This window comes from Micromonospora sp. RV43 (assembly GCF_001029515.1).
Lineage (GTDB): Bacteria > Actinomycetota > Actinomycetes > Mycobacteriales > Micromonosporaceae > Micromonospora > Micromonospora aurantiaca.
On sequence record NZ_LEKG01000117.1, the window covers coordinates 1 to 23,509 of the forward strand.

Genomic DNA, 23,509 nt, shown 5'->3' on the forward strand with positions numbered 1-23,509 from the left:
GGCGGGCGATCTGGTCGCTGCGTTCGGGGATGACGTGCCGGATCCCGCGTTGGCGCAGGGCTCGACGGGTGGAGTCATGGGCGTAGCCCTTGTCCGCGATCAGCACGTCCGGTGGCAGCGGGGTGAGGTCGGCGAAGATCGAGGCGCCGTCGCAGCCGACGTGCAGCGGATACCAGCGCGGCGTACCCGGCGGGCGCTGACCGCAGATGCCCTTGAACGTCTGCACGTCGAGCAGGCGTACGTGCGTCGGGTCGGCCACCGCGTTGACGTGCCGCCACCAGGGACTCATCACGTGCAGCACCCCGCCGGGACGCAGCGCCCGGTGGCACTCGTCGAACAGCGGCAGGAAGTCGATCAGATGCTCGACGATGTGCACCGCGAAGAACACGTCCACCGAGTCGTCGCGCAGCGGCAGCGAGCCGGCCAGGTTGGCGACCGCGTTCACCCCCGGCGCCGGATAGATGTCCAGTCCCAGGTTGCCCGGCCACTGCTTGGTCGCACCGCAGCCCAGGTCGACCACCACCGGCGCCCGTCCGGCCACGCTGACCCGGCACCAGACGCCGAGTACGCCGGACAGCCGACCGATCAGCTCCCGTACCAGCCGTAGCTGTTCCGGGTCGGCGACCTCGCCGGTCAGGTGCGCCACCCCACGGTCGAAGCGCACCTCGACCGCCGTTCCGCGCAGCCGCTCGTCGTGCCGGACCATGTCGGCCCACGCCTCGGCGAGGAAGCCGTCGGTCTGCCGGAGTCGCTCACCCGAGAGCGCGGTCTGCCCCATCGCCACCATGCGCCACCTCCGGCGGCCCGTTACCCCCGATTCACCCCAATATGCCCCCAGGCACCGAGCCCGCCCCCCGTCACAAATTGATCAAGGAGTTTGTGTCCTGCCAGAGTCGCCCCGCCGACCTCGGTGATCAAGGAGTTCGTGTCCTGTTTCGAGCGCGACGTTGACACAAACTCCTTGATCGCCGGGGCGGCGGTCGGGGTGTGTGCGCCGATGCCGACTCCCGTGCCTCCCGTCGCCGTCGATCTTGCACTTGCCGCCCGGACCAAGCTCGCAAAAGGGGCACCTAGAGGGCGGCAACTGCAAGATCGACGGGAACAGGGCGGGGGCGGGCGGTCAGGGGGAGAGGGTTCGGCGGACTGTGCGGGAGCCTCGCATGCGCTGGCGCGGCTGGGCGGCTGCTGCCTTCGGACGCTTGAGGTGGTAGCGGTGCAGCTCGTTGTTGCCCGGCAGCGACGGGTCCTCGCTCATCGCGACCAGTTCCCAGCCCTGGTCACCGGCCCGGTTCAGGTGGGCCAGCGCGGTGTCGCCGTACGGCGTCACGTCGATCATGGAGCCGTCCGGGCCGTACCAGATGAAGACGACCTCCCACCCGGCGTCGGTGGCGGCGGCCTGGCGGCGGCGGACCAGCAGCGCGTACTCCCACTTGAGCATGCGCTCATTGTGGACCCGCGTGCGCCGGTCGGCACGGATCAGTGTTCGGCGATCCGTCCGCCCGCCACGCGCAGCCGCCGGTTCACGCTCACCGCGTCGAGCATCCGCCGGTCGTGGGTCACCAGCAGCAGCGTTCCCGGGTAGCTCGCCAGCGCCGACTCCAACTGCTCGATCGCGGCCAGGTCGAGGTGGTTCGTCGGCTCGTCGAGCACCAGCAGGTTGACGCCCCGGCCCTGGAGCAGGGCCAGCGCGGCCCGGGTCCGCTCGCCGGGGGACAGCGTCGCCGCCGGCCGCAGCACATGCTCGGCGCGCAGCCCGAACTTGGCCAGCAGCGTCCGCACGTCCGCCGGGGCGAGATCGGGTACGGCGCCGCCGAACGCCTCCAGCAGCGGCTGGTCGCCGAGGAACAGTCCCCGGGCCTGGTCGACCTCGCCGACCACCACACCGGGGCCGAGCGCAGCGTGTCCCTCGTCCAGCGGCAGCCGCCCGAGCAGCGCGGCGAGCAGGGTGCTCTTGCCGGAGCCGTTCGCCCCGGTGATAGCCACCCGGTCGGCCCAGTCGATCTGGAGGTCCACCGGGCCGAGCGTGAAGCCGCCACGGCGTACCACCGCTTGCCGGAGCGAGGCCACGACGGCGCCGGCGCGGGGCGCGGCGGCGATCTCCATCCGCAGTTCCCACTCCTTGCGCGGCTCCTCGACCACGTCCAGCCGCTCGATCAGCCGGGCGGTCTGCTTGGCCTTCGCGGCCTGCTTCTCGGTCGACTCGGCGCGGTACTTGCGGCCGATCTTGTCGTTGTCGGTGGCCTTGCGGCGGGCGTTCTTGACGCCCTTCTCCATCCACGCCCGCTGGGTGCGGGCGCGCGCCTCCAGGTCGGCCTTCGTGTCGGCGTACTCCTCGTACTCCTCGCGGGCGTGCCGGCGCGCCACCGCGCGCTCCTCCAGGTAGGCCGCGTAGCCACCGCCGTAGTGCTTGACCTGCCGCTGGTGCAGGTCCAGCTCGACGATCCGGTTGACGGTGCGGGTGAGGAACTCCCGGTCGTGGCTGACCAGCACGGTCCCGGCGCGCAGGCCGGTGACGAAGCGTTCCAGCCGGTCCAGCCCGGCCAGGTCGAGGTCGTTGGTGGGCTCGTCGAGCAGGAAGACGTCGTACCGGCTGAGCAGCAGCGACGCGAGCCCGGCGCGGGCGGCCTGCCCGCCGGACAGGCCGGTCATCGGGTGGTCCAGGCCGACGTCGAGACCCAGCTCCGCCGCGACCTGCTCGGCCCGCTCGTCCAGATCCGCGCCGCCGAGGCCGAGCCACCGTTCCAGGGCGTTCGCGTACGCGTCGTCGGCGCCCGCTGACCCGGCGGTGAGCGCCTCGGTGGCGGCATCAAGCGCGGCCTGCGCGGCGGTCACCCCGGTCCGCCGGGCCAGGAAGCCGCGGACCGTCTCGCCGGGCCGGCGCTCCGGCTCCTGCGGCAGGTAGCCGACAGTCGCCGTGGGCGGGCTCAGCGCCACCGAGCCCGGCTCGCGGGGGGCAAGACCGGCGAGGGTACGCAGCAGCGTGGACTTCCCCGCGCCGTTGACCCCGACCAGCCCCACCACGTCGCCGGGCGCGACGACGAGGTCGAGGTCTTCGAAGAGGAGGCGGTCACCGTGGCCGGCGGTGAGGTCCTTGGCGATCAACGTGGCGCTCATCAGGTGGTCGAGCCTACCGGCGGGCGTATCCGGATTACCGTGACCCGCGCTCGCGGCGGCGCCGGTCTGAGGGAGACTCACAGCCGTGGTGACCACACTGGCGATCGACTGTGGTGGCGGCGGGATCAAGGCCTCCGTACTGGATGCCGCCGGAACCATGCGCGCGCGGCCGTTGCGCGTGCCCACGCCGTACCCGTTGCCGCCCGGCCTGTTCGTCAAGACGCTGCTGGATCTCGGCGCCCGCCTGCCCACGGCGGACCGGCTCACCGTCGGCATGCCCGGCATGATCCGGCACGGCGTCGTGGTGGCGACGCCGCACTACGTGACCCGTTCCGGGCCGCGCAGCCGCGTCGACCCCGAGTTGCTGGCCGAGTGGTCCGGGTACGACGCGCGCACCGCGCTCACCGAGGCGTTCGGCGTACCGGCGCTGGTGCTCAACGACGCCGAGGTGCACGGCGCGGGCGTGGTCGCCGGGACCGGCTGCGAGCTGGTGCTGACGCTCGGCACCGGGCTGGGCAGCGCGTTGTTCGACGGCGGGATGCTGGCACCGCACCTGGAGCTGTCGCACGCGCCGGTGCGGTGGAACACCACGTACGACACGTACGTGGGGGAGCCGGAACGACGGCGCCTCGGCGACGCGTTCTGGTCCCGGCGGATCCGGCAGGTGGTGGACGGCCTGCGGCCGGTGTTCCGCTGGGACCGGCTCTATCTCGGCGGCGGCAACTCCCGGCTGATCCGGCCCGAGCAGGTGGCCCGGATGGGCGACGACGTGGTGATCGTCCCCAACACGGCCGGAATCGTCGGTGGTGTCCGGGCCTGGGACCTGATCGGCGGCCGGTACGACCCGACCACCTGATCTTCGACCGCAGGAACACTCGCGCTTGCTCCGGTGTTGTGCCAGCGTCGGACCTAGGGCCTGGCGCGACACGAGGAGGTGGGTCGAGTGGATCTTCTGGCGGAGTACCGGCGGGCGACCATGTTCTTCGAAGCGGGTGACCCGACCGGAGCGGCCCGGCTGCTCGAACCGATCATCGAGGCCGAGCCGGACAACTCCTCGGTCCGGCAGCTGCTGGCCCGCGCGTACTTCCAGTCGGCCCAGCTCAACCGGGCCGAGGAGCAGCTGCGCGCGCTGGTCGACCGCGACCCGAGCGACCACTACGCGCACCACGTGCTCGGCCGCACGCTGGAGCGGATGAACCGGCCCGTGGACGCGCTGCGGCACCTGCGCATCGCGGCCGCGATGTACTCGACGAACACCGACTACGCCACCGCCCTGCGGCGGGTGGAGGGCAAGGTCGGTCGTTGACTGATCACGCGGAAGGGCAGCCCGGGCGGGCTGCCCTTCCGCGTACCTAGGATGGGACCGTGAAGCTCAAGCTCGACCTCCACGACATCTACAACAAGGGCCACGACATCGACCGCGCGTTGCGCGGGATCATGGACGAGGCGGTGGCGAAGAAGGCCACGCTCGTGGAGATCATCCCGGGCAAGGGGTCGGGCGCGCTGAAGAAGAAGGTGCTGCGCTTCCTCGACCAGAAGGACGTGAAGCAGCTCTACCACCGGGTCGAGAAGGACTCGAAGAACTTCGGCCGGCTGTTCGTGCACTTCCGCTGGAAGTAGCGGTACACGAGCCACGTCAACCGATCGACAACGTGAGGTGCAGAGGATGGACGAGCATGCCGGCAAGCAGGAGGGGCCGTCCGCAGAAGAACTCGCGAGCCGCACCAGGTGGTTTGAGCAGTACGTCGAGGCGTTGAACCAGCGATCTGTAGTGGCTGAAGCGGGTGGCGAACCCTACGCGTGCCCCTGCTGCCGGCACCCGACGCTCGAAGGGCGAGGTCAGTTCGAGATCTGCTTCGCCTGCGGTTGGGAGGACGACGGGCAGGACGACGAGGACGCTGACACGGTGCGGGGTGGCCCCAACGGTTCGCTCAGCCTGACGGATGCACGTCGTGCCTACGCCGAACGGCCGGTCAGTCTGTCGGATGCGCGGCGTGCCTATGCCGAGCGACGAGCCCGTTGGGAGCGCAGACGCCATCGATCAACGCCCGGGACGGCTTGACGTGCTCGGACGGCACAGCCGGTCACTTCCGCGCTCTCGCCGAGAGTCACGCAGGTCCTGATACCGATCTGTCATGTGGATCCCGAGACCGGACAACGCTCAGGCGCTCTGGGGTGGTGGCGCCATCGCGTCTGCTCACCTCGGTCAGGCCGCGGTGAGCACCGTTATGGGGAGGCCGAAGGTGGTTGTTCCGGGACCGTGCCCGATGCCGATCAGGACCCGGTTGCCGAGCGGAGCGGCCAGGCGCACCACCACCTCGCGCTCCTCGGCGTAGGCCAGCCGATAGCCGTCTCCGTCGCGGGCGACCTCCACCGGTTCGACGAGCACCGCCGTGTCCGTCTCGAACACCTCGGCGTCTGGGTAGTCGGCATATTGCGCGGGCGTTCCGATGAACCGGAACGTCAGAGTGCGCCCATCGTGCGCGAGCACGGCCTCCTCGTGATGAGCGGCTCCTACGCCGGGTGGCCGCCACGTCATCCGACGTTCGAAGTCCGGGTCCAGAGCGATGAACGGCCATCGCCGGTCGTCGGGGTGCATCATCCACGCCGGGAGTTCGCGAGTGCCTCGGTCGGTGGCGAACGGTCCGTTCGCCCGGATGATGTTCGCCAGCGGTCTCTGCGCCCCGCTCTGCACGTCACGGCAGTAGTCGACGGCGGCCGGCACGATCTCCGGCGGTAACTCGGACTCCGGGACGCCGGGGGCGTCGAACAACGACCGCCACTGCGTGTCCACCATGAGTCGGTCGAGCGCCGTGACGCCCATCGCTGTCAGCACGATCGGGCGCGGCTCGCGGTGAACGGGGAAACCGTCCCACATCGCCAGCGCCTGCCGTGCACGCTCCGGATCGCTTGGCACGTCGCCAGCCTAGCCACCTGTGGATACTTGGCGGCGTGTCCCAGTCGGCGAATCGCCCCCGCCGCACCGATACCGCTGGAGGTGGCCGTGCGTGATTCGCTCCAGCCCGCCGAAGCGGTGCTGCGTCAGGTCATCGGCCGGAACCTCGTCGCGGTCACCGAGGCCCGCCACTGGTCCGGCGGCCGGCGTAGTGGCGACGCGGAGAGCCTGTTGCACTTCTGGCTACATTTTCAGGGCGTGCCAGCCCTCATGGCCCATGGATCCGGCGAGTTGCTGCGCCTTCAGTTCACCGAGCCGTACGTCGCCTACGACATGGGGGAATACGGTGAGACCCGGGTCGGACCGGCACAACGTCCCGATTTACTGGCGCTGCTGCCGGGGCATCGGCTGCTGAACGCCGCGCCCATCCACGGCGGCACGACGCAGCCCGCAGGTCTCCTGCTGCGGTTCGATCATTGCAACCTGGTCGTCGCATCCCTGGGTGACGAGTGGCTGCTGCGCTTGGGAGATCACGAGTAGCCGGTTACGCCGGGCGGCCGCCGAACACCCAGTTGTGCACCTCCACCCCGGCGTACCGGTCGGCGGCCAGCACCGCCCGAGCCTGGTCCGGGTCGGCCGCTCGCACCAGCGCCGCCGTACCGAGCCACCTCGCGCCGTCGTCGGACAGCAGCGGCCCGTACGCGATCAGCTCGTCCTGCCGCTGCGGCAGCACCGGGCCGGTCCCCTGCTCCGGACCGAGGCCTAGCACCAGGTAGCGATTGCCGCCGGTCCGGCCGCCGGTGAAGTCCCACATGGTGCGGCCCAGCATGTTCCGCCACCGCCGCAGCATCACGTCCCGGTACGCGCCGGCCTGGTAGTTGGGCTCGTCGAAGGCGAACGTCCGGGCGGCGGCGGGGTCGGGCAGGCTCAGGATGTGCACGCTGCCGGTCGGCGAGCCGTCGTCGGCGAGGGTCGGGCCGCGAGCGATCATCTGCTCCGCGTACCCGTCCATGTAGGACCAGTGCTCCTCGATCAGCTCCTGGCGCAGAGTTGCCGAGTCGAGCCGATCGCGGTGGTAGCAGAAGAATTCCATGACCCGAGTCTCGCTGTCGATCGACAGGCGTAGCCACTTTTTTGTGGGTACTTGTCGGCGTGCGCGACCGCGACGAACCTGGTTGTGGGTGGAGGCGGAAAAGGACAGGTCAGGAGGCGGTGCGGGCTTCGGCGAGTTTGTCCAGGCGGCGGTGGCCCCAGTCGGAGAGAGGTGCCAGCGCCTCGGCCAGTTCGCGGCCGAACGTGGTGAGCGAGTACTCGGTCTTCAACGGCAGCACCTCGTACGCCTCCCGGTGCACCAGTCCGTCGCCCTCCATCTCCCGTAGCGCCTGAGTCAGCACCTTCTCGGTGAGGCCCGGAAGCTGCCGGCGCAGCTCTCCGGGGCGGCGCGGGCCGGATTCCAGCAGCCAGAGCAGAGCTGTCTTCCACTTGCCGTCGATCACGGCGATCGCGGCCGTCACTCCACAGACGTTCAGAGCCTGGGCCCGGCTGCGCGTCATCTGCGTCCGTTCGACAAGAGGAGTCTGCGTGAACACCAATCCCGACAAGTCTGTCACGGTGCTCGGTCTGGGACCGATGGGTCGTGCGTTGGCCGGCGCCTTCCTGAGCGCCGGAGTGCCGACGACGGTCTGGAATCGCACGCCCGGCAAGGATCGTGAGCTGGTCGAGCGGGGCGCGACGAGCGCCCGGACCGCCGAGGAGGCGGTCGCCGCGAGCGGGCTGACTGTGGTGTGCGTGGTGAACTACGACGCGTCGGACGCCATCCTGCGACGCGAGGCGGTGGCCGCCGCACTGACGGGCCGAACGGTCGTCAGCCTGACGGCCGACACCCCGGACCGGGCCCGGGACACCGCGCGGTGGGCGGCCGGACACGCCATCCGGTACCTGGACGGCGCGATCATGACGCCGACCATCACCATCGGCACCCCGGACGCGGTGCTCATCTACAGCGGTCCGGCCGGCCTCTACCGGGAGCACCAGCCGGTGCTCGACGCGCTGGGCGGCACCCACACGCACCTCGGCGAGGAGATCGGGCGCGCGGCGGCGTACGACATCGCGCTGCTCGACATCTTCTGGACCGCGATGGCGGGTTATGCGCACGCGCTGGCGGTGGCGAAGGCGGAGGGCGTGACGGCGCGGGAACTCGTGCCGTTCGCCGCCGGCATCGCCGCGATCCTGCCGCCGATCTTCGAGGAGGGCGCGGCGGAGATGGACACGGGGATCTTCCCCGGCGACGGCAACCCGATCACCTCCGCCGTGTCCTCCATGGCCCACATCGTCCACACGTCCGAGGCGCACGGCATCGACGCCGGGGTGATGCGCGCGGCCGAGGGCATGGCCCGCCGGGCCGTCGGGCTGGGCCACGGCGCGGACGGTTTCCTGCGGGTCGCCGAGGTCCTGGGGCGGCGCTGACCCACAACCAGTACGCCGAGGTGGCGGTATCCCGGCGCGCGGATACCGCCACTTCGGCGAGGTGGTGTCGATCAAGCGGCGGTCAGAGCGGGTACGTGCGCGCCACCGCCAGCATCTCCGAGCTGTGCGAGCCGACCACCCCCACGCCCGCCGGCCGCTCCCGGAACCCGGGCACCCCGGACAGTCCGTCACTGGCGTCCATGGCCCGCACCGACACCGCACCGCCGCGCGGCACGAGAGTCAGCGTCACCTCGACGCCCTCCGGCGGCGGGGCGTGGAACACGACCCCGAATCCCCACTTCCCGTCGCCCGGCTCGACCGGCACGTTCCGCCCGGCCACGGTGGCGGACCGCACCGTCGCGGTGCTGGTGTCGACGTGCAGCGTGAGCAGGCGTACCTGCCGCTGCGGCACCACCCGTACCCGCAGCACACGCTGGCCACCGTTGCGGGTGTCGGAGAGCGTCTCCACCTTCGGCGCGGGCAGGGGCGCGGCGGTGGCCGGTCCGGCACGCATCTCGCCGTTGCCCAGCCCGGGGAACTCGTCGGCCACCGCGATGCTCCGGTCGATGTAGCCGTCGGTCCAGGGCTGCGGCTTCTCCTCGCGAGTGAGCCAGGCCGCCTTCCCGGTGCCCGCGTCCAGCGCGTACATCAGGTGGGTCGGCACGGGATGCGCGGCGTCGAAGCGGTCCACCGCGAGGCCGACCCCGGCGAGCACCACCGCGGCCAGCGCGGCGGCCGCGGCGGGCAGTGCGCCGAGCCGGCGTGCGCGCAGCGCGAGCAGGCCGCGCTGGCCGCCGGCCCGGGGGTGCAGCAGGTCCACCACCGGGAGTACGGCGAGGCCGAGCAGCACCGCGACGAGCGCGGCTACCGCGCCCATGCCCATGCCGAGCGCCGGGAACAGCAGCACCACCGGAGGCAGCAGGATCACCACCGCCACCGCGGCGGCGAGCGTCACCGCGACCACCGGCCACGGTCCGTCGCGGCGGGTGGCGAGCGCGGCGAAACCGGCGAGCGCGCCGGCCAGCGCCGGCAGTGTCGTCAGGTACGCCCCGCCGGGCACCGCCACGGCGAGCAGCACACCGAAAACGGCCAGCCAGGCCAGCCCGCCGAACGCCAGCGCGGCCGGGCCGACCCGGCGGCGCAGCAGCGCGTACCAGCAGAACAGCACCGCGGCGGCGAGCGCCACGACGGCGAGCCGGTACCAGACCGGGCGGTACGGGTCGAGCAGCTCGGCGTACCCGGGGCGGATCGTGGTGATCGCGGCCCAGAGCAGCCACGCGCCGAGCGGGGCCACGACGACCGGTACCAGGGTCAGGCCGAAGCCGAGGGCGAGCGTGCCGGCGGTGGCCCGGCCCCGGCGGCGCAGGAACCAGCCGAGCGCGCCGACAGCGAGCAGCGCGGCCACTGCGAGCGGCAGGGTCAGCCAGCCGGGGTAGCGGACCAGGCCGCCGAGCACGGGGAAGTAGGTGTCGTCGTGGCCGGCGCGCAGGTCGCCCAGGTCGGTACGGCCGAACTCGCGGGCCAGGCCGAGCGCGTTGTCACCGTGCATCTGGAGGCTGCCCCGGTCCATCCGGGCCGGCACGTCCAGCGGGGTGTGGTAGATCGCGCCGCCGTCGATGTACGCGGAGTTGAGCCCGACGAACTCGCGGTCGAGGAACGCGGTGAAGTCGGTGTCGTTCGGCAGCGCCCGGTAGATCTCCACCGCGAACGAGGTGCCCACCGGGTGCGGTGCGGCCTTGCCGAAGATCTCGACCAGCTTCGCGTTGTTCCGGGACGTCTCGAACATGATCACCGGACCGGTGGAGCCGCGCGCCTCCAGGTTGAGCACCACCCCGCCGTCACGGGCGAGCGGATGGTCGCCGGCGAACCCGGCGGCCCCGCACAGGCACGCCTCCTCCGCGTCGGTGAGCACGAAGACGATGTCGTTGCGGGGGCGCGGGCCGGTGGTCAGCGCCCGGGCCACCTCCAGGATCGCGGCGGTGCCGGCGGCGTCGTCGTTGCCGCCCGGCCCGGTCTGCACCGAGTCGTAGTGCGAGACCAGGAACACCTTCCCGGTCGGGTCGGTGCCGGGGAGCCGGGCCACCACGTTGCGGACCCGGGCCAGCGTCGCCCCGCCCGCCGCGCCGGACAGCTGCCCGGCCTCGGGCGCGACCGCGTCCTGCACCTCGGTCTGAAGGCCCAGCCCGCGCAGCGTCGCCACCAGGTGTTCGCGTACCCGGTCGTTGGCGGCGCTGCCCGCCACGTGCGGCTCGGCCGCGATCACCTCGACGTTCCGGAACGCCCGGGCGGCGCTGAACTCGCCCGCGGGCGCGTCCGCCGGGCGCGGTGCCGGGGTGGAGAGGCCGACCAGGACGCCCGCCCCGACGGCGAGCAGCGCGGCGAGCGCGGCCAGGGCGGCGATCGGCCGGCGGCGGGGCCTGGTGAACGCGCGGTCGGCGGGGCGGGTGGGGGGTGCGCCCACGGGGACTCCTCGGGGTGGATCTACGGGGTGGGGATCATCCTGCACCCCCGGGGCCTGCGGCGGCAGTCCCCGGTCGGTGCGCTGCCGGTGTGACACCGCTTGCGGCGTAACATCGTGGGTCGACCGTGCCGCTGTCCGGATGGACGTGTCACACGCTCCGCCGCACCGGCAGCGGTCGCGCGGTGTGCGACTGTTGTCTGAGTCAGGATCAGCAGGGCATTCGGAAGGAGCCCGACATCACCAGCGAACTCCCGCGACTCGCGGCGGTTACCCGACCGCAGCGGGGTTCCGGCATGTCGGGTGCCGTCCGCGTGCCGTCGGCCGGGGCGGGGCTGCACGGCGGCGTACCGCCGGGCGAGCGGCTGCGGGTGCTGCTGGTCGAGGACGACGAGGGCGACGCCTTCCTGGTCGGTGAGCTGCTCGCCGAGACCAACTCGATGATCGACCTGCTGGTCGCCACCAGCCTCAGCGAGGCCCGGCAGCGGGTGATGGGCGTGGACTGCGTCCTGCTCGACCTGGGTCTGCCGGACGCGCAGGGCCTGGACGGGCTGCGCCGGGTGCTGGAGATGGCCAGCGGTGCCGCGGTCTGCGTGCTGACCGGCCGCTCGGACGAGCACCTGGGCATCGTCGCGGTCGCCGAGGGGGCGCAGGACTACCTGGTCAAGGGCCAGGTCGACGGTGTCCTGCTGACCCGGGCGCTGCGGTACGCGGTCGAGCGCAAGCGGGCCGACGAGAACGCCCGCCGGCTGCGTGAGGTGGAGCTGCGCCAGGCCGAGTCCGCCCGCCTGGAGCGCGGCCTGCTGCCGCAGCCGCTGATGACCACCGACGAGGTGTCGGTGCACACGTTCTACCGGCCCGGCCGGCACGCCGCGCTGATCGGCGGCGACTTCTACGACGTGGTGCAGACCCAGCCGGACCGGATCGACCTGATCGTCGGCGACGTCTGCGGGCACGGCGTGGACGAGGCGGCGCTCGGTGTCGAACTGCGCGTCGCCTGGCGGGCCCTGGTGCTGGCCGGGGTGCCGGACGACGAGGTGCTGCCCGCGCTGGAGCAGGTGCTGATGAGCGAGCGCCGCCTCCAGGAGATCTTCGCGACGGTGGCCACCACACGGCTCGACCTGGCGTCGGCGCGGGCCACCGTACGCCTCGCCGGTCATCCGCCGCCGCTGCTGCTCAGCGGCGGCAAGGTAGCGCCGGTGCCGGCCAAGGGCGGGCTGCTGCTGGGCGTACGCCCGCGCCGCCCGGTCGCCTTCGACCTGGAGTTCGACACCGACGACTGGTCCCTGCTGATGTACACCGACGGCCTGATCGAGGGCCGGGTGGACGGCGGTGACGAACGGCTCGACGTGCCGGGCCTGACCGGGCTGCTCGCCGACCCGGCGAACCGGGCGGTGCCGCTGGCCGAGCTGCCCGCCTGGCTGGTCGGGCGCGCCGAGCAGATAAACGGCGGCCCGCTCGCCGACGACGTGGCGATGTTGCTGGTCACGCGGGGCAGCGGCCGGTGAGCGCCGAGCCGGCTCCGCGGTCGCGAACGAAGATGACGCGGTGAGCGCGAAGGGCGACGGGGAGGAACCTGTGAAGGCGTACCAGCAGGGGTGGACCCTGCGGCGGCGGGTGGTCGCGCTCCTCGGCGTGGTGCTGGTGCTGCTGCTCGGTCTGGCCGCCGCGGAGGCGGCGGTCGCCGCGAAGAACCGCGAGAACATCGACGCGGTGCTGCTCAAGACCGGCCCGCTGCGCGTCCAGGCGCAGGAGCTGATGAGCGTGCTGCTCGACCAGGAGACGTCGGTGCGCGGGTACGCGGTGAACGGCGACCGCAGCGACCTGGAGCCCTACCAGGAGGGCGTGCGGCGCGAGCAGAGCCTGGTCGCCTCGATCCGCGACCTCTCCGCCGACTACCCGGACGTGCGCCGGTCGCTGGTCGTGGTGGAGCAGGAGACCGCGCAGTGGCGGACCCAGGTGGCCGAGCCGGTCATCACCACCGTCGAGCGGGACGGCCCGGAGGCCGGCCAGGCGCTGATCACCGACGCGACCCGCCAGCAGTTCGACGGCATCCGCACGGCGGTGAACACGCTTCAGGAGGAGATCCTCACGGTCCGGCAGGAGACCGCCGACCGGGTCAACGCGACGAGCAACACGCTCGTCGTACTGCTGATCATCGCCGCGCTGGTGGTGACGACGGCCGGCGTGGTCATGCTGCTCTCGCTGGACCGGATCCTGATCCGCCCGCTGGCCGACCTGGTCGGTCAGGTGCGTGAGGTGGCCGACGGCGACTACCGGCACCGCATCGAGGGATCCGGGCCGCCGGAGTTCCGCCGGCTCGCCGACGACATCGACCAGATGCGGATGAAGATCGCCCGGGAGCTGGACGAGGTACGCGAGGCCCGGGAGCGCATCGAGTGGGTCAACAGCCAGTTGCAGAAGCAGGCCGAGGAGCTGACCCGGTCCAACCGTGACCTGGAGCAGTTCGCGTACGTCGCCTCGCACGACCTCCAGGAGCCGCTGCGCAAGGTGGCGAGCTTCTGCCAGCTCCTGCAGCGGCGGTACGCCGGGCAGCTCGACGAGCGGGCCGACCAGTACATCGCCTTCGCGGTGGACGGCGCGCAGCGCATGCAGCGGCTGATCAACGACCTGCTGGCGTTCTCCCGGATCGGCCGGTTGACCACCGGTTTCACCGAGGTCGACCTGAACAAGGTGATGGGCGACGTGGCGGGGCAGACCGAGGCGGCGTTGCAGTACGCCGACGCGGAGCTGACCTGGGGCGAGATGCCGACCATCCGCGGCGAGGAGCCGCTGCTGACCAACCTGCTGGTCAACCTGGTCAGCAACTCGGTGAAGTTCCGCCGGCCCGACGTGCCGGCGAAGGTGCACGTGTCGGCGCGGCTGGTGGACGGCGAGTGGGAGATCAGCTGCCGGGACAACGGCATCGGGATCGAACCGGAGTTCGCCGACAAGATCTTCGTGATCTTCCAGCGGCTGCACTCGAAGGACGCGTACCCGGGCACCGGCATCGGACTGGCCATCGTCAAGAAGATCGTGGAGTATCACGGCGGCCGGGTCTGGGTGGACACCGACGCCGACGAGGGCACCACCATCCGGTTCACGCTGCCCGCGCTGGAGGCCGACATCGAGGCCGCCAAGGCGGCGGAGGCGGCAGCGGACGGGGACGCCGCGGACGGGGACGCCGCGGACGCCGCGGAGCCGGCCGGAACGCCGGCCGCCGAGGGCGCCGGGACCGACCCGGCGGACGTCGGGCGGCAGCCGGACGGCGAGGCACGCGAAGAGCCGCCCGCGCAGGCGGACCGACACGGTACAAACGGTGGCATGAAGGAGACGGTGGGATGACCGCGCCCGCGGACGGCAAGAGCCCGATCGAGGTCCTGCTCGTCGAGGACGACCCCGGTGACGTGCTGATGACCCAGGAGGCGTTCGAGGAGCACAAGCTCCGCAACCGCCTCACCGTCGTCTCCGACGGCGCCGAGGCGCTCGCCTACCTGCGCCGCGAGGGCCGGTACGCGGACGCGGTGACGCCCGACCTGATCCTGCTCGACCTGAACCTGCCCCGGCGCGACGGCCGGGAGGTGCTCAAGGAGATCAAGAAGGACGCGCAGCTCTGCCGCATCCCGGTCGTGGTGCTCACCACCTCGCAGGCCGACGAGGACATCCTGCGCAGCTACCAGCTGCACGCCAACGCCTACGTGACCAAGCCGGTGGACTTCGAGCGCTTCATCTCGGTGGTCCGCCAGATCGACGAGTTCTTCGTCAGCGTGGTCAAGCTGCCGCCGCGTGGCTGACCCGCTGCTGGACGACGTCGGCGCGCTGCTGCGGGAGGCGGCGGCCAAGGTCGTCGTGCCGTTGTTCCGCCGGCTCGACGCGTCCGACATCTCCGAGAAGGCACCGGGCGAGGTGGTCACGGTCGCCGACCGCGAGGCCGAGGCGCTGATCTCCGAAGGACTGCGGCGGCTGCGTCCCGGCTCGGTGGTGGTCGGCGAGGAGGCCGTCGCCGACGATCCCGACCTGCTGCGGCACCTGCGCGGCAGCGGCGACGTCTGGCTCGTCGACCCGGTCGACGGCACCTCCAACTTCGCCGCCGGCCGCCGGCCGTTCGCACTGATGGCGGCGCTGCTCACCGACGGCGTACCGGTGGCGTCCTGGGTGTACGACCCGCTCGACGGCACGATGGCGGCGGGCCGGCTCGGCGCCGGCGCCCGGCTGGACGGGGCGTCGCTGGGTGCGCCGCGGGCCGAGCCGAGGGTGGGCGCGCTGCGCGGCACCGCGGCGACGAAGTTCCTGCCCCCGGATTTCCGCCGCCGGGTGGAGGAGGGCGGTCGCCGCATCGGTGAGCTGCTGCCCGGCCAGCACTGCGCCGGCCGGGAATACCTGGACGTGCTCACCGGCGAGCAGCAGTTCGTGCTGTTCTGGCGCACCCTGCCGTGGGACCACACGCCCGGCACGTTGCTGGTGCGCGAGGCCGGTGGCGTGGCCCGCCGGTTCGACGGTGCCGACTACCACCCGGCCGACGAGGGCCGGGGACTGCTCGTGGCGGCGAGCCCGGAGATCTGGGACGAGGTGAGCGCCGCCCTGCTGGGCGGTTGAGCGGCGCTGCGCGACGGGCACGGCACGCTGCGTCGACGTCGGAGGCCGTACGCCGTCGCCGGCCTGGCGTGTCGCGCGTGGTCCGGTATCGTGACCGGCGGTCTCCGCCAGCAGGCCGCCGTCCGGGGCCGGCGGAGACGCCGCTCGGTGTACGGGGGCCGGCGGTCGACGGAAGGACCAACACGTGCCCAGGACCAGCCCTACCGGCCGGCGCGTCCGGCGGTCGCTGCTCGCCGCGTTCGCCGCGGTGGCCGTGCTGCTCGGCTCCGGCGTGGCCGCCGGCCCGGCCGCCGCCGTACCCAGCCCGAACGCCCCGAACGAGGGCGGCAGCAAGCAGCTGCGGGCGGCGTTGGAGGCGGCGGCGAAGGGCCACATCGAGGCCCAGAACAAGCTGGAGAACTCCAAGCGCCGGCAGAAGGCGCTCGCCGCCCAGCTCACCGACATCGAGGGACGCCTCGTCGGGCTCAGCGCGCAGGCCGGTGAGGTCGCCGCGCAGTCGTACCGGATGGGCCGACTGACCGCGACGTCGATGCTGCTGGCCAGCGCCGACCCGAACGACTTCCTCAAGCGCGCGGCCGAGCTGGACGTGATGGCCCAGCGCGACAGCAAGCGGCTGCGGGAACTGGCCGACGCGAAGGCGCAGGCGGCCGAGGCGAAGCTCGCCATCGACGCCGAGGTGCGCGAGCAGGCCAAGCAGGTCGCCGTGCAGGCCCGCAAGAAGAAGGACGCCGAGGTGGCGCTGGCGAAGGTCAGCTCCGGCGCCGGGTCCGGGTTCAACGGCACCTCCTCGTCGGCGAAGCCCGCGCCGCGCAACTCGGACGGCTCGTGGCCGTCGGAGTCCTGCTCGGTCGACGACCCGACGCCCGCGTCCGGCTGCATCACCCCGCGCACGCTGCACATGCTCCAGCAGGCCAAGTCGGCCGGTTACAAGCGCTACGCCTCGTGTCACCGCAGCGGTGGCGGCGGCGAGCACCCCAAGGGCCGGGCCTGCGACTTCTCCGCGGCCAGCGGCGGGTTCGAGGACAAGACCGCCACCGGTGGCGACAAGGCGTACGGCGACAGCCTCGCCGCCTGGGCGAAGAACAACGCCAACCGGCTCGGCATCATGTACGTCATCTGGTATCGGCAGATCTGGATGCCGAACACCGGCTGGCGGGCGTACAGCGGCGGCGGCAGCCCGGCGGCGGACCACACAAACCATGTTCACATCTCGATGTATTGACCCGGCCCGCCGCGAGCGCTGCGTAGCATCGCCACGGTGAGCAGCACATCGTCCGACGTCATCGCGGGACCGGCGGCCGACGCCCCGGTCCCGCCCCGGGCCCTGCCCAACGGGCTCGCCGCGTTCCTCGTCTTCCTCTCCAGCGGGGCCGTGCTGGTGCTGGAGACCGTGTCGTTGCGCCTGGTCGGCCCGTACGTCGGGGTGACCCTCCAGGTGACCAGTTCGGTGATCGGCATGGCGCTCGCCGCCATCGCGTACGGGGCGTGGTTCGGCGGCTGGCTCGCCGACCGGCGTGACCCGCGCACCCTGCTGGCTCCGGCGCTGGTGCTGGCCGGCATCGCCACCGCAATCACGCTGCCCATCGTCAGGTACGCCGGTGAGGCGCTGCGCGGCGGCGCGGCGAGCGCGGTGCTCCTGCTGACCGCGCTGACCGTCCTGCTGCCCGCCGCGTTGCTGGCCGGGATCACCCCGCTCGTGGTGAAGCTCCAGCTCGCCGACCTGCGCCGGACCGGGCAGGTGGTGGGCAAGCTGTCCGGCATCGGCACGCTCGGCGGCATCACCGCCACGCTCGGCACCGGTTACGTGCTGGTGGCGGCGCTGTCCAGCACCGTCATCGTGCTGGGACTGGCCGCCGTGCTCGGCGTGACCGGGCTGGCGCTCGGCTTCTGGCTGCGACGGCAGGCCGGCCCGAGCGGACTGTCCGCGCCGGGCCGGGTCAAGGCCGCGCTGGCGTTGCTCGGGCTCGCCGCCGCCGGGCTCACCGCCGCGGCGCCGAACCCGTGCGACGTGGAGACCGCGTACCACTGCGCCCGCGTCGAGGTGGACCCGTCCTGGCCGCAGGGGCGCACGCTCTACCTCAACTCGGCCGAGCACTCGTACGTCGACCTGGGCGAGCCGACCCACCTCAAGTACGCGTACACGCAGTGGATCGGCCTGGTCGCGGACGTGGCGCGGCCGGCGAAGCAGCCGATGGACGCGCTGCACCTGGGCGGCGGCGGCTTCACGGTGCCGCACTACCTGGCCGCGACCCGGCCCGGCAGCGACAACCTGGTGTTCGAACTCGACGGCGGCCTGGTCGAGCTGGACCGGCGGGAGCTGGGCCTGAGTACCGGCCCGCAGATGCGCGCCGAGGTGGGTGACGCGCGGGTGCTGCTGCGCGGCGAGCCGGCCGACAGCCGCGACTTCATCGTCGGCGACGCGTTCGGCCACCTGGTCGTGCCGTGGCACCTGGCGACCCGGGAGATGGCCGCCGACATCCGCCGGGTGCTGCGCCCGGACGGGATCTACGTGCAGAACGTCATCGACTACCCGCCGGGCCGGTTCATCCGGGCCGAGTTGGCCACCGTGAAGGCCGAGTTCGCGCACGTCGCGCTGATCGCCCCGCCCGGCGCGATCGACGGGAGGCAGGGCGCCAACTTCGTGATCGTCGCCTCGGACGCGCCGCTGCCGCTCGCCGCGATCCCGCCCGGCCTCAAGCTGCTGCCCGAGCCGGCCGCGCTGATGGACGAGGCGGCGGTGACCGAGTGGGTGGGCGACGCGATGGTGCTCACCGACGACTACGCGCCGGTGGACCAACTGCTCGCGACCGCCTGAACGGGTGAACTTCCTGACCGATTCCGACAGCTGAGGTGTACCGGGGCCCACTTCGGGCAACAGGACCGACCATGGGTGGACCGGTCAGGAACGGCGTGCAACTGCTCGGCGAGCGATATCGGCTCGTCGAGCAGTTGGGTGCGGGCGGCATGTCGGTCGTCTGGCGCGGCTACGACGAGGTGCTGGGCCGCCAGGTGGCGGTCAAGGTGCTGGCCTCGCGGCTGGCCAGCGACAAGGCGTTCCGGCACCGGATCCGGGTGGAGGCGCAGGCCGCCGCGCGGCTGTGCCACCCCAACATCACCAACGTGTACGACTACGGCGAGTCCGTGCAGGTCGGCCTGACCGTGCCGTACGTGGTGATGGAGCTGGTCGACGGCGGTCCGCTCAGCGGGCGGCTCGGCCGCGACGGGCAGCTTCCCTGGCGGGAGGCCATGACCATCGGCGCGGAGGTCGCCTCGGCGCTGGCCGCCGCGCACGCCCGCGGTGTGGTGCACCGGGACGTGACCCCGGGCAACGTGATGCTGACCCCGACCGGCGTGAAGGTCGTCGACTTCGGCATCTCGGCGCTGGTGGGGGAGAGCGACAAGGGGCCGGACGGCGCGTTGCTCGGCACGCCCGCGTACCTGGCGCCGGAGCGGCTGGACAACGGCCACGTCTCGCCGGCCACCGACGTGTACGCGGTCGGGCTGCTGCTCTACCGGATGCTGACCGGCCGCCTGCCGTGGCAGGCCAGCACCACCACCGAGATGCTGCGCGCCCACATGTACCGCGACCCGGACCCGATGCCCGCGGTGCCGGGGCTGCCCGAGCCGGTCGCCTCGCTCGTGCAGCGGTGCCTGGCCAAGTGTCCCGAGGACCGCCCGGCGACCGCCGAGGTGGCCCGTACGCTCGCCGAGGCGGCAGGTATCGCGGCGATCGTGCCGGTGTCGCCGGCGTTCGGCCGGATGGACCCGGCGCTCGCCGAGAACGCCGGCACCACCATCCTGCCGTGGTCGGCGGAGACCGACGCGCTGCCGTTCTCGGTGGTGCGTACCCGTACCAGGCGGGCGGTGGCGCGGCGGCGCAAGGTGGAGGCCGGAGTGGCCGCCGTCGGCCTGGTCGCGGTGACCGCCACGCTGTGGGGGCTGACGTCGCGGAGCCCGGCCAGCGGCGGGGTGGAGCCGACCGAGGCGCGGATGAGCCTGCCCGAGACGATCCCGTGCGCTGTCGACTACTCGCTGCGCCGCGACACCGGCAAGGACTTCTCCGCCGAGCTGACGCTCACCAACACCAGCGACCGGGAACTGCGCGGCTGGACCATGAACTTCACGTTCCCCGGCAAGCAGACGGTCACCACGGCCCAGCCCAGGGCACGTCAGGTGGGGCGTACCGTCTCGATCGCCGCACCGGCGACGGACCCGGCGCTGGCCCCCGGCGCGTCGACGAAGCTGACGCTGGCCGGCCGCTACACCGGGAGCAACACGCTGCCTGTCGAGTTCACGCTCGGCGACAGCACCTGCGGCGTGCAGGTCTCCGGCATCGCCGGCTCGGCGCCGACCACCGCGCCGCCGGTGAAGACGCCGGTCAAGCCGGCCACCAAGACCACCGCCAAGAGCGGGCCGGCGAAGGCCAAACCGGCGCCGGCGAAACCGAAGCCCAAGGCCGCGCCGAAGCCCAAGGGCAAGGAGAACGGCAAGGGAAAAGCAAAGTAGACCGGCCGAAGGGGGGTGGGCACGGCAAGGGCAAGGGTCCGAAGAAGGGCTGACAGGCGAGACCTGTCGTCAGGTCGGCGCCGTCGTCAGGTCAGCGCGGAGAAGCGCTGCACCTGGGTGATGGCGCCCTCCACGATGAGCACGCTGTCCGCCTGCAGCACCGTGTCCGGCCCGGCATAACGGAACGGCTGCCCGGACTGCTTCTCGCCCACCACCATGACGCCGTACCGGTCCTGCGGTGCGATGTCGCGCAGTGACCGCCCGACCAGCGGCGCGGGCACCTTGACCTTGGCGATGGCGAAGTCGTCGTCGAACTCGATGAAGTCGAGCATCCGGCTGACGATCAGGTGCGCCACCCGCTCGCCGGTCTCCGCCTCGGGGAAGACCACGTGGTGCGCGCCGACCGAGTGCAGGATCTTCGCGTGCTTCTCCGAGGTGGCCCGCGCCCAGATCTGCTCGATCCCCAGCTCGGCCAGCGCCAGTACGGTGAGCACGCTCGCCTCCAGCGACGCCCCGATCGCGACCACGACCCGGCGGAAGTCCGCCAGCCCGAGCTGGCGCAGCACCACCTCCTCGGTGCTGTCCGCCTGCACCACCCGGTCGAGTTCGGCCGACCAGTGCTGGACCCGGGCCGGGTCACGGTCGATCGCCAGCACCTCGTAACCGAGACGGGACAGGGACTCCGCCAGGCGCGTGCCGAACCGGCCCAGGCCGATCACCGCGATGCCTGTCTCCTCCGGATGTCTAGCCGACAATGGGTTGCTCCTCCGGGTAGCGGTACAGCCGTCGACGGGTGTTCAACGCGATGGCCGAGCCGAGGGTGAGCGGCCCGACCCGGCCGATGTACATGAGCGCGGTCAGCACGTACTGACCCGGCGGGGAGAGCTGCCCGGACACCCCGACGGTCAGACCGGTCGTGCTGAACGCGGAGGTGACCTCGAACAACGCGGCCGAGAACGACACGTGCGAGGTCAGCGCGATCAGGCCGACCGTTCCCCCGGCCACGAGCGCCACGCTCAGCAGCGCCACGGTCAGCGCCTGCCGCTGGCTCGCCGCCGCCACCCGGCGGCGCCCGACAGTGGTGTCCGGCTCGCCCTGCAGCTCGGCCCAGATGGCGAAGCCGAGCAGGAAGAACGTGGAGACCTTGATGCCGCCGGCGGTGCTGGCGCTGCCGCCGCCGATGAACATCAGGCCGATCAGCATCGGGTAGCTCTCGTCGGTGAGGTGCCCGACGTTGATCACGTCGAAGCCGCCGGTACGGCTCAACGCGATCTGCGTGAACGACGCCAGCAGCTTGCCCTGCACGTCGAAGGTGCCGATCGTGAACGGGTTGGTCCACTCGGCCATCAGCAGGTAGGCGACGCCGAAGACGGTCAGCACCACGCTGCCCCACACGGTCAGCTTCGTGGCGACCGCCCAGCGCGCCGGCTGCCGCCACTCGCGTACCGCCTCGAACAGCGCCGGGAAGCCCAGCCCGCCGATGATCGCGCCGATGCTGAGCGGCAGCGCCACCCAGCCGTCGCGGGAGAACGCGATCAGGCCGTCGGAGTAGAGCGCGAACCCGCCGTTGTTGAACGCCTGGACCGAGTGGAACACCGCCGACCAGAGCGCCCGGCCCGGCCGGTAGTCGTACGCCAGGAACAGGCGCGTGGCGATCACCGCCGTCATCAGGGCCTCGGTCGCGAAGACGGTCGCCGCGATGCGCAACAGCAGCCGGCGTACGTCGCCGAGGCCGAACTCGGCGGTCTCCGCCTGCACGAGCAGCCGGTTGCGCAGGCCGAGCTGGCGGGAGACCGCCAGGATCACCAGCGACGCCCCGGTCAGGATGCCCAGACCGCCGAGCTGCGTCAGCACGGTGATCATCACGAGCCCGAACCCGTTCCAGTAGTTCGGCGTGTCGGTCACCGCCAACCCGGTCACCGACACCGCCGACGTGGACGTGAACAGCGCGGTGACGAACGGGGTGTACCGCTGCTCGTTGGTGGCCCAGGGCAGCATGAGCAGACCGGTGCCGACCAGGATCACCGCCAGGAACCCCAACGGCACCAGCCGTACGGGCTTCCGGAGCAGGAGGCGCATCCCGTCATCTTCCGTCCGGAGATTCACCGGCAGGTCAGGAACCGACCAACTGGCGGTCAACCACGACCGGTCTGCTGTGCGTACCCATCGACGACAGGAGACGGCGTTGCGACGTACCCTTTCCACCCTCGGCGTGGCCGGCGCGCTGCTCGCGGCCGCTGTGGTGGTGCCGGCCGTGGCCGCCCAGGCCGGCCCGGACCACCGCGCCGAGCGTGCCCCCGCGGCCCAGCGGCCGATCGTGATCGGCCACCGCGGCGCGAGCGGCTACCGCCCGGAGCACACCCTGGAGGCCTACCGGCTCGCCATCCGCCAGGGCGCCGACTTCATCGAGCCGGACCTGGTCTCGACCAAGGACGGCGTCCTGGTCGCGCGGCACGAGAACGAGATCTCCGGTACGACCGACGTGGCCGCCCGCCCCGAATTCGCCGGCCGCAAGGCGACGAAGACCATCGACGGGGTCACCGTCACCGGCTGGTTCACCGAGGACTTCACGCTGGCCGAGCTGAAGACGCTGCGGGCCAAGGAGCGGCTGCCCCAGGTGCGGGTCGCGAACACCGCGTTCGACGGCAGGTTCGAGATCCCGACGTTCCAGGAGGTCATCGACCTGGCGCGGGCCGAGTCGAAGGCCCGGGGCCGGACCATCGGCGTCTACCCGGAGACCAAGCACCCCACCTACTTCGCCTCGATCGGCCGCCCGCTGGAGGAGCCGCTGGTGGCGGTGCTGCGCCGCAACCGGCTCACCCACCGCGCCGACCCGGTGTTCGTCCAGAGCTTCGAGACCGCCAACCTGCGCAAGCTCGACAAGATGATCGACGTACGGCTGGTGCAGCTCATGGACGCGAGCGGCGCGCCCTACGACTTCGTCGCGGGCGGCGACAAGCGGACCTACGCGGACCTGGCCACGCCCGCGGGACTTGCCTGGATCTCCCGGTACGCCGACGGCGTGGGCCTGAACAAGAACCTGATCGTGCCCCGGGACTCCGCCGGCCGGCTGCTCGCGCCGACCTCGGTGATCCGCGACGCGCACCGGCAGAAGCTGGTGGTGCACGCGTGGACGTTCCGGGCCGAGAACCAGTTCCTGCCTGCGGACTTCCGCATCGGCACCGACCCGAACGCGCGTGGTGACATCACGTCCGAGTACGAGCTGTTCCTCGACCTGGGCCTGGACGGCGTGTTCAGCGACCACCCCGACACGGCGGTGGCCGCCCGAGCCGGCCGCTGACCCTGCTCCGCTGAAAAACGGGGTGCTCGCCGTTCCGGCGGGCACCCCGTCCGAGCTTTCCCCGGGCCGGTCGCGCTCGGCCGCCCCCGAGATCTTGGTACGAAACGGCCCCTCCAAGGGCCATTCCATACCAAGATCTCGCGAGGGCGGTGGCGGTGGTGGTGGGCGGTGG

At 72.1% G+C, this 23,509-nt stretch carries 22 protein-coding genes and 2 pseudogenes; 14 read left to right on the forward strand and 10 right to left on the reverse strand.

The genetic code is table 11. The features are described 5' to 3' along the window. The 4 genes and pseudogenes from ABD52_RS40300 to ABD52_RS24825 all read right to left on the reverse strand — a co-directional run. Positions 1 to 103: pseudogene (locus tag ABD52_RS40300) on the reverse strand (IS5/IS1182 family transposase); the annotation flags it as partial. A 252-nt stretch (positions 104 to 355) separates the two neighbouring features. Beyond that, positions 356 to 787, reverse strand: a pseudogene (locus tag ABD52_RS41015) (BON domain-containing protein); the annotation flags it as partial. Between the two features lie 333 nt (positions 788 to 1,120). Beyond that, the gene (locus tag ABD52_RS24820) at positions 1,121 to 1,438 is read right to left on the reverse strand and encodes a hypothetical protein (protein WP_013288728.1); all 318 of its coding nucleotides are present in this window, start codon (positions 1,436 to 1,438) and stop codon (positions 1,121 to 1,123) included. A gap of 38 nt (positions 1,439 to 1,476) precedes the next feature. Then, entirely contained in the window at positions 1,477 to 3,114 is a 1,638-nt protein-coding gene (locus ABD52_RS24825) for an ABC-F family ATP-binding cassette domain-containing protein (protein WP_047893421.1), read from the reverse strand. Between the two features lie 85 nt (positions 3,115 to 3,199). Here ABD52_RS24825 and ABD52_RS24830 point away from each other — a divergent pair, with 85 nt between their 5' ends. From ABD52_RS24830 to ABD52_RS38505, 4 genes are all read left to right on the forward strand, one after another. Next, on the forward strand, positions 3,200 to 3,970 hold the full coding sequence (locus ABD52_RS24830; RefSeq protein WP_047893422.1) for an ROK family protein: 771 nt from the start codon (positions 3,200 to 3,202) through the stop codon (positions 3,968 to 3,970). An 87-nt stretch (positions 3,971 to 4,057) separates the two neighbouring features. Beyond that, on the forward strand, positions 4,058 to 4,420 hold the full coding sequence (locus ABD52_RS24835; protein WP_013288725.1) for a M48 family metallopeptidase: 363 nt from the start codon (positions 4,058 to 4,060) through the stop codon (positions 4,418 to 4,420). A 59-nt stretch (positions 4,421 to 4,479) separates the two neighbouring features. Then, positions 4,480 to 4,734, forward strand: a complete 255-nt coding sequence (locus tag ABD52_RS24840) for a Smr/MutS family protein (RefSeq protein WP_013288724.1) — start codon at positions 4,480 to 4,482, stop codon at positions 4,732 to 4,734. Positions 4,735 to 4,780: 46 nt separating this feature from the next. Further along, a complete protein-coding gene (locus tag ABD52_RS38505; RefSeq protein ID WP_082171383.1) occupies positions 4,781 to 5,176 on the forward strand; it encodes a CPCC family cysteine-rich protein in 396 nt (131 codons plus the stop codon). A 144-nt stretch (positions 5,177 to 5,320) separates the two neighbouring features. Here ABD52_RS38505 and ABD52_RS24845 read toward each other — a convergent pair whose 3' ends face one another. Next, positions 5,321 to 5,938, reverse strand: a complete 618-nt coding sequence (locus ABD52_RS24845) for a hypothetical protein (RefSeq protein WP_225319790.1) — start codon at positions 5,936 to 5,938, stop codon at positions 5,321 to 5,323. A gap of 180 nt (positions 5,939 to 6,118) precedes the next feature. On the opposite strand from ABD52_RS24845, the gene ABD52_RS24850 reads away from it, so the two are divergent. After that, on the forward strand, positions 6,119 to 6,550 hold the full coding sequence (locus tag ABD52_RS24850) for a hypothetical protein (protein WP_235437548.1): 432 nt from the start codon (positions 6,119 to 6,121) through the stop codon (positions 6,548 to 6,550). Between the two features lie 4 nt (positions 6,551 to 6,554). On the opposite strand, the gene ABD52_RS24855 is transcribed toward ABD52_RS24850, so the two are convergent. Together ABD52_RS24855 and ABD52_RS24860 are read right to left on the reverse strand one after the other, a co-directional pair. Next, positions 6,555 to 7,103 carry a YciI family protein gene (locus tag ABD52_RS24855; RefSeq protein WP_047893424.1) on the reverse strand — a complete coding sequence of 183 codons (549 nt, stop codon included), beginning with the start codon at positions 7,101 to 7,103 and terminating at the stop codon, positions 6,555 to 6,557. A 109-nt stretch (positions 7,104 to 7,212) separates the two neighbouring features. Next, on the reverse strand, positions 7,213 to 7,524 hold the full coding sequence (locus ABD52_RS24860; RefSeq protein WP_235437549.1) for a helix-turn-helix domain-containing protein: 312 nt from the start codon (positions 7,522 to 7,524) through the stop codon (positions 7,213 to 7,215). Positions 7,525 to 7,591: 67 nt separating this feature from the next. On the opposite strand from ABD52_RS24860, the gene ABD52_RS24865 reads away from it, so the two are divergent. After that, on the forward strand, positions 7,592 to 8,476 hold the full coding sequence (locus tag ABD52_RS24865; protein ID WP_047893426.1) for an NAD(P)-dependent oxidoreductase: 885 nt from the start codon (positions 7,592 to 7,594) through the stop codon (positions 8,474 to 8,476). A gap of 82 nt (positions 8,477 to 8,558) precedes the next feature. Here ABD52_RS24865 and ABD52_RS24870 read toward each other — a convergent pair whose 3' ends face one another. Further along, positions 8,559 to 10,937 carry a M28 family peptidase gene (locus ABD52_RS24870; RefSeq protein ID WP_047893427.1) on the reverse strand — a complete coding sequence of 793 codons (2,379 nt, stop codon included), beginning with the start codon at positions 10,935 to 10,937 and terminating at the stop codon, positions 8,559 to 8,561. 293 nt (positions 10,938 to 11,230) lie between these two features. Here ABD52_RS24870 and ABD52_RS24875 point away from each other — a divergent pair, with 293 nt between their 5' ends. The 7 genes from ABD52_RS24875 (at position 11,231) to ABD52_RS24905 (ending at position 20,036) form a co-directional block, all read left to right on the forward strand. Continuing rightward, a complete protein-coding gene (locus tag ABD52_RS24875; protein ID WP_013288718.1) occupies positions 11,231 to 12,442 on the forward strand; it encodes a PP2C family protein-serine/threonine phosphatase in 1,212 nt (403 codons plus the stop codon). A gap of 70 nt (positions 12,443 to 12,512) precedes the next feature. Continuing rightward, positions 12,513 to 14,279, forward strand: coding sequence for an ATP-binding protein (locus tag ABD52_RS24880; RefSeq protein ID WP_047893433.1), 1,767 nt, complete (start codon positions 12,513 to 12,515; stop codon positions 14,277 to 14,279). Beyond that, the gene (locus ABD52_RS24885) at positions 14,276 to 14,728 is read left to right on the forward strand and encodes a response regulator (protein ID WP_013288716.1); all 453 of its coding nucleotides are present in this window, start codon (positions 14,276 to 14,278) and stop codon (positions 14,726 to 14,728) included. The genes ABD52_RS24880 and ABD52_RS24885 overlap by 4 nt, the downstream gene beginning before the upstream one ends. After that, the gene (locus ABD52_RS24890; protein ID WP_030269228.1) at positions 14,721 to 15,530 is read left to right on the forward strand and encodes an inositol monophosphatase family protein; all 810 of its coding nucleotides are present in this window, start codon (positions 14,721 to 14,723) and stop codon (positions 15,528 to 15,530) included. Before ABD52_RS24885 ends, ABD52_RS24890 begins: the two co-directional genes overlap by 8 nt. Before the next feature lie 184 nt (positions 15,531 to 15,714). Beyond that, positions 15,715 to 16,752, forward strand: coding sequence for a hypothetical protein (locus ABD52_RS24895; RefSeq protein WP_013288714.1), 1,038 nt, complete (start codon positions 15,715 to 15,717; stop codon positions 16,750 to 16,752). Positions 16,753 to 16,788: 36 nt separating this feature from the next. Beyond that, on the forward strand, positions 16,789 to 18,345 hold the full coding sequence (locus ABD52_RS24900; RefSeq protein ID WP_047893428.1) for a fused MFS/spermidine synthase: 1,557 nt from the start codon (positions 16,789 to 16,791) through the stop codon (positions 18,343 to 18,345). 71 nt (positions 18,346 to 18,416) lie between these two features. Next, on the forward strand, positions 18,417 to 20,036 hold the full coding sequence (locus ABD52_RS24905) for a serine/threonine-protein kinase (RefSeq protein ID WP_047893429.1): 1,620 nt from the start codon (positions 18,417 to 18,419) through the stop codon (positions 20,034 to 20,036). 86 nt (positions 20,037 to 20,122) lie between these two features. Here ABD52_RS24905 and ABD52_RS24910 read toward each other — a convergent pair whose 3' ends face one another. Continuing rightward, complete coding sequence (locus tag ABD52_RS24910; protein ID WP_013288711.1) at positions 20,123 to 20,791, reverse strand: TrkA family potassium uptake protein; 669 nt, start codon at positions 20,789 to 20,791, stop codon at positions 20,123 to 20,125. Then, positions 20,781 to 22,115 carry a TrkH family potassium uptake protein gene (locus ABD52_RS24915; protein WP_047893430.1) on the reverse strand — a complete coding sequence of 445 codons (1,335 nt, stop codon included), beginning with the start codon at positions 22,113 to 22,115 and terminating at the stop codon, positions 20,781 to 20,783. Before ABD52_RS24915 ends, ABD52_RS24910 begins: the two co-directional genes overlap by 11 nt. A 106-nt stretch (positions 22,116 to 22,221) precedes the next feature. Between ABD52_RS24915 and ABD52_RS24920 the strand changes: the two genes are divergently transcribed. Next, on the forward strand, positions 22,222 to 23,337 hold the full coding sequence (locus tag ABD52_RS24920; protein WP_013475182.1) for a glycerophosphodiester phosphodiesterase: 1,116 nt from the start codon (positions 22,222 to 22,224) through the stop codon (positions 23,335 to 23,337). Positions 23,338 to 23,509 lie beyond the last annotated feature (172 nt).

Coding starts and splice junctions, on each gene's coding strand:
- ABD52_RS24820 (WP_013288728.1), bottom strand. CDS start 1,438: ATGCTCAAGTGGGAGTACGCGCTGCTGGTCCGCCGCCGCCAGGCCGCC.
- ABD52_RS24825 (WP_047893421.1), bottom strand. CDS start 3,114: ATGAGCGCCACGTTGATCGCCAAGGACCTCACCGCCGGCCACGGTGAC.
- ABD52_RS38505 (WP_082171383.1), top strand. CDS start 4,781: ATGGACGAGCATGCCGGCAAGCAGGAGGGGCCGTCCGCAGAAGAACTC.
- ABD52_RS24845 (WP_225319790.1), bottom strand. CDS start 5,938: ATGGGCGTCACGGCGCTCGACCGACTCATGGTGGACACGCAGTGGCGG.
- ABD52_RS24855 (WP_047893424.1), bottom strand. CDS start 7,103: ATGGAATTCTTCTGCTACCACCGCGATCGGCTCGACTCGGCAACTCTG.
- ABD52_RS24875 (WP_013288718.1), top strand. CDS start 11,231: ATGTCGGGTGCCGTCCGCGTGCCGTCGGCCGGGGCGGGGCTGCACGGC.
- ABD52_RS24885 (WP_013288716.1), top strand. CDS start 14,276: ATGACCGCGCCCGCGGACGGCAAGAGCCCGATCGAGGTCCTGCTCGTC.
- ABD52_RS24905 (WP_047893429.1), top strand. CDS start 18,417: ATGGGTGGACCGGTCAGGAACGGCGTGCAACTGCTCGGCGAGCGATAT.
- ABD52_RS24915 (WP_047893430.1), bottom strand. CDS start 22,115: ATGCGCCTCCTGCTCCGGAAGCCCGTACGGCTGGTGCCGTTGGGGTTC.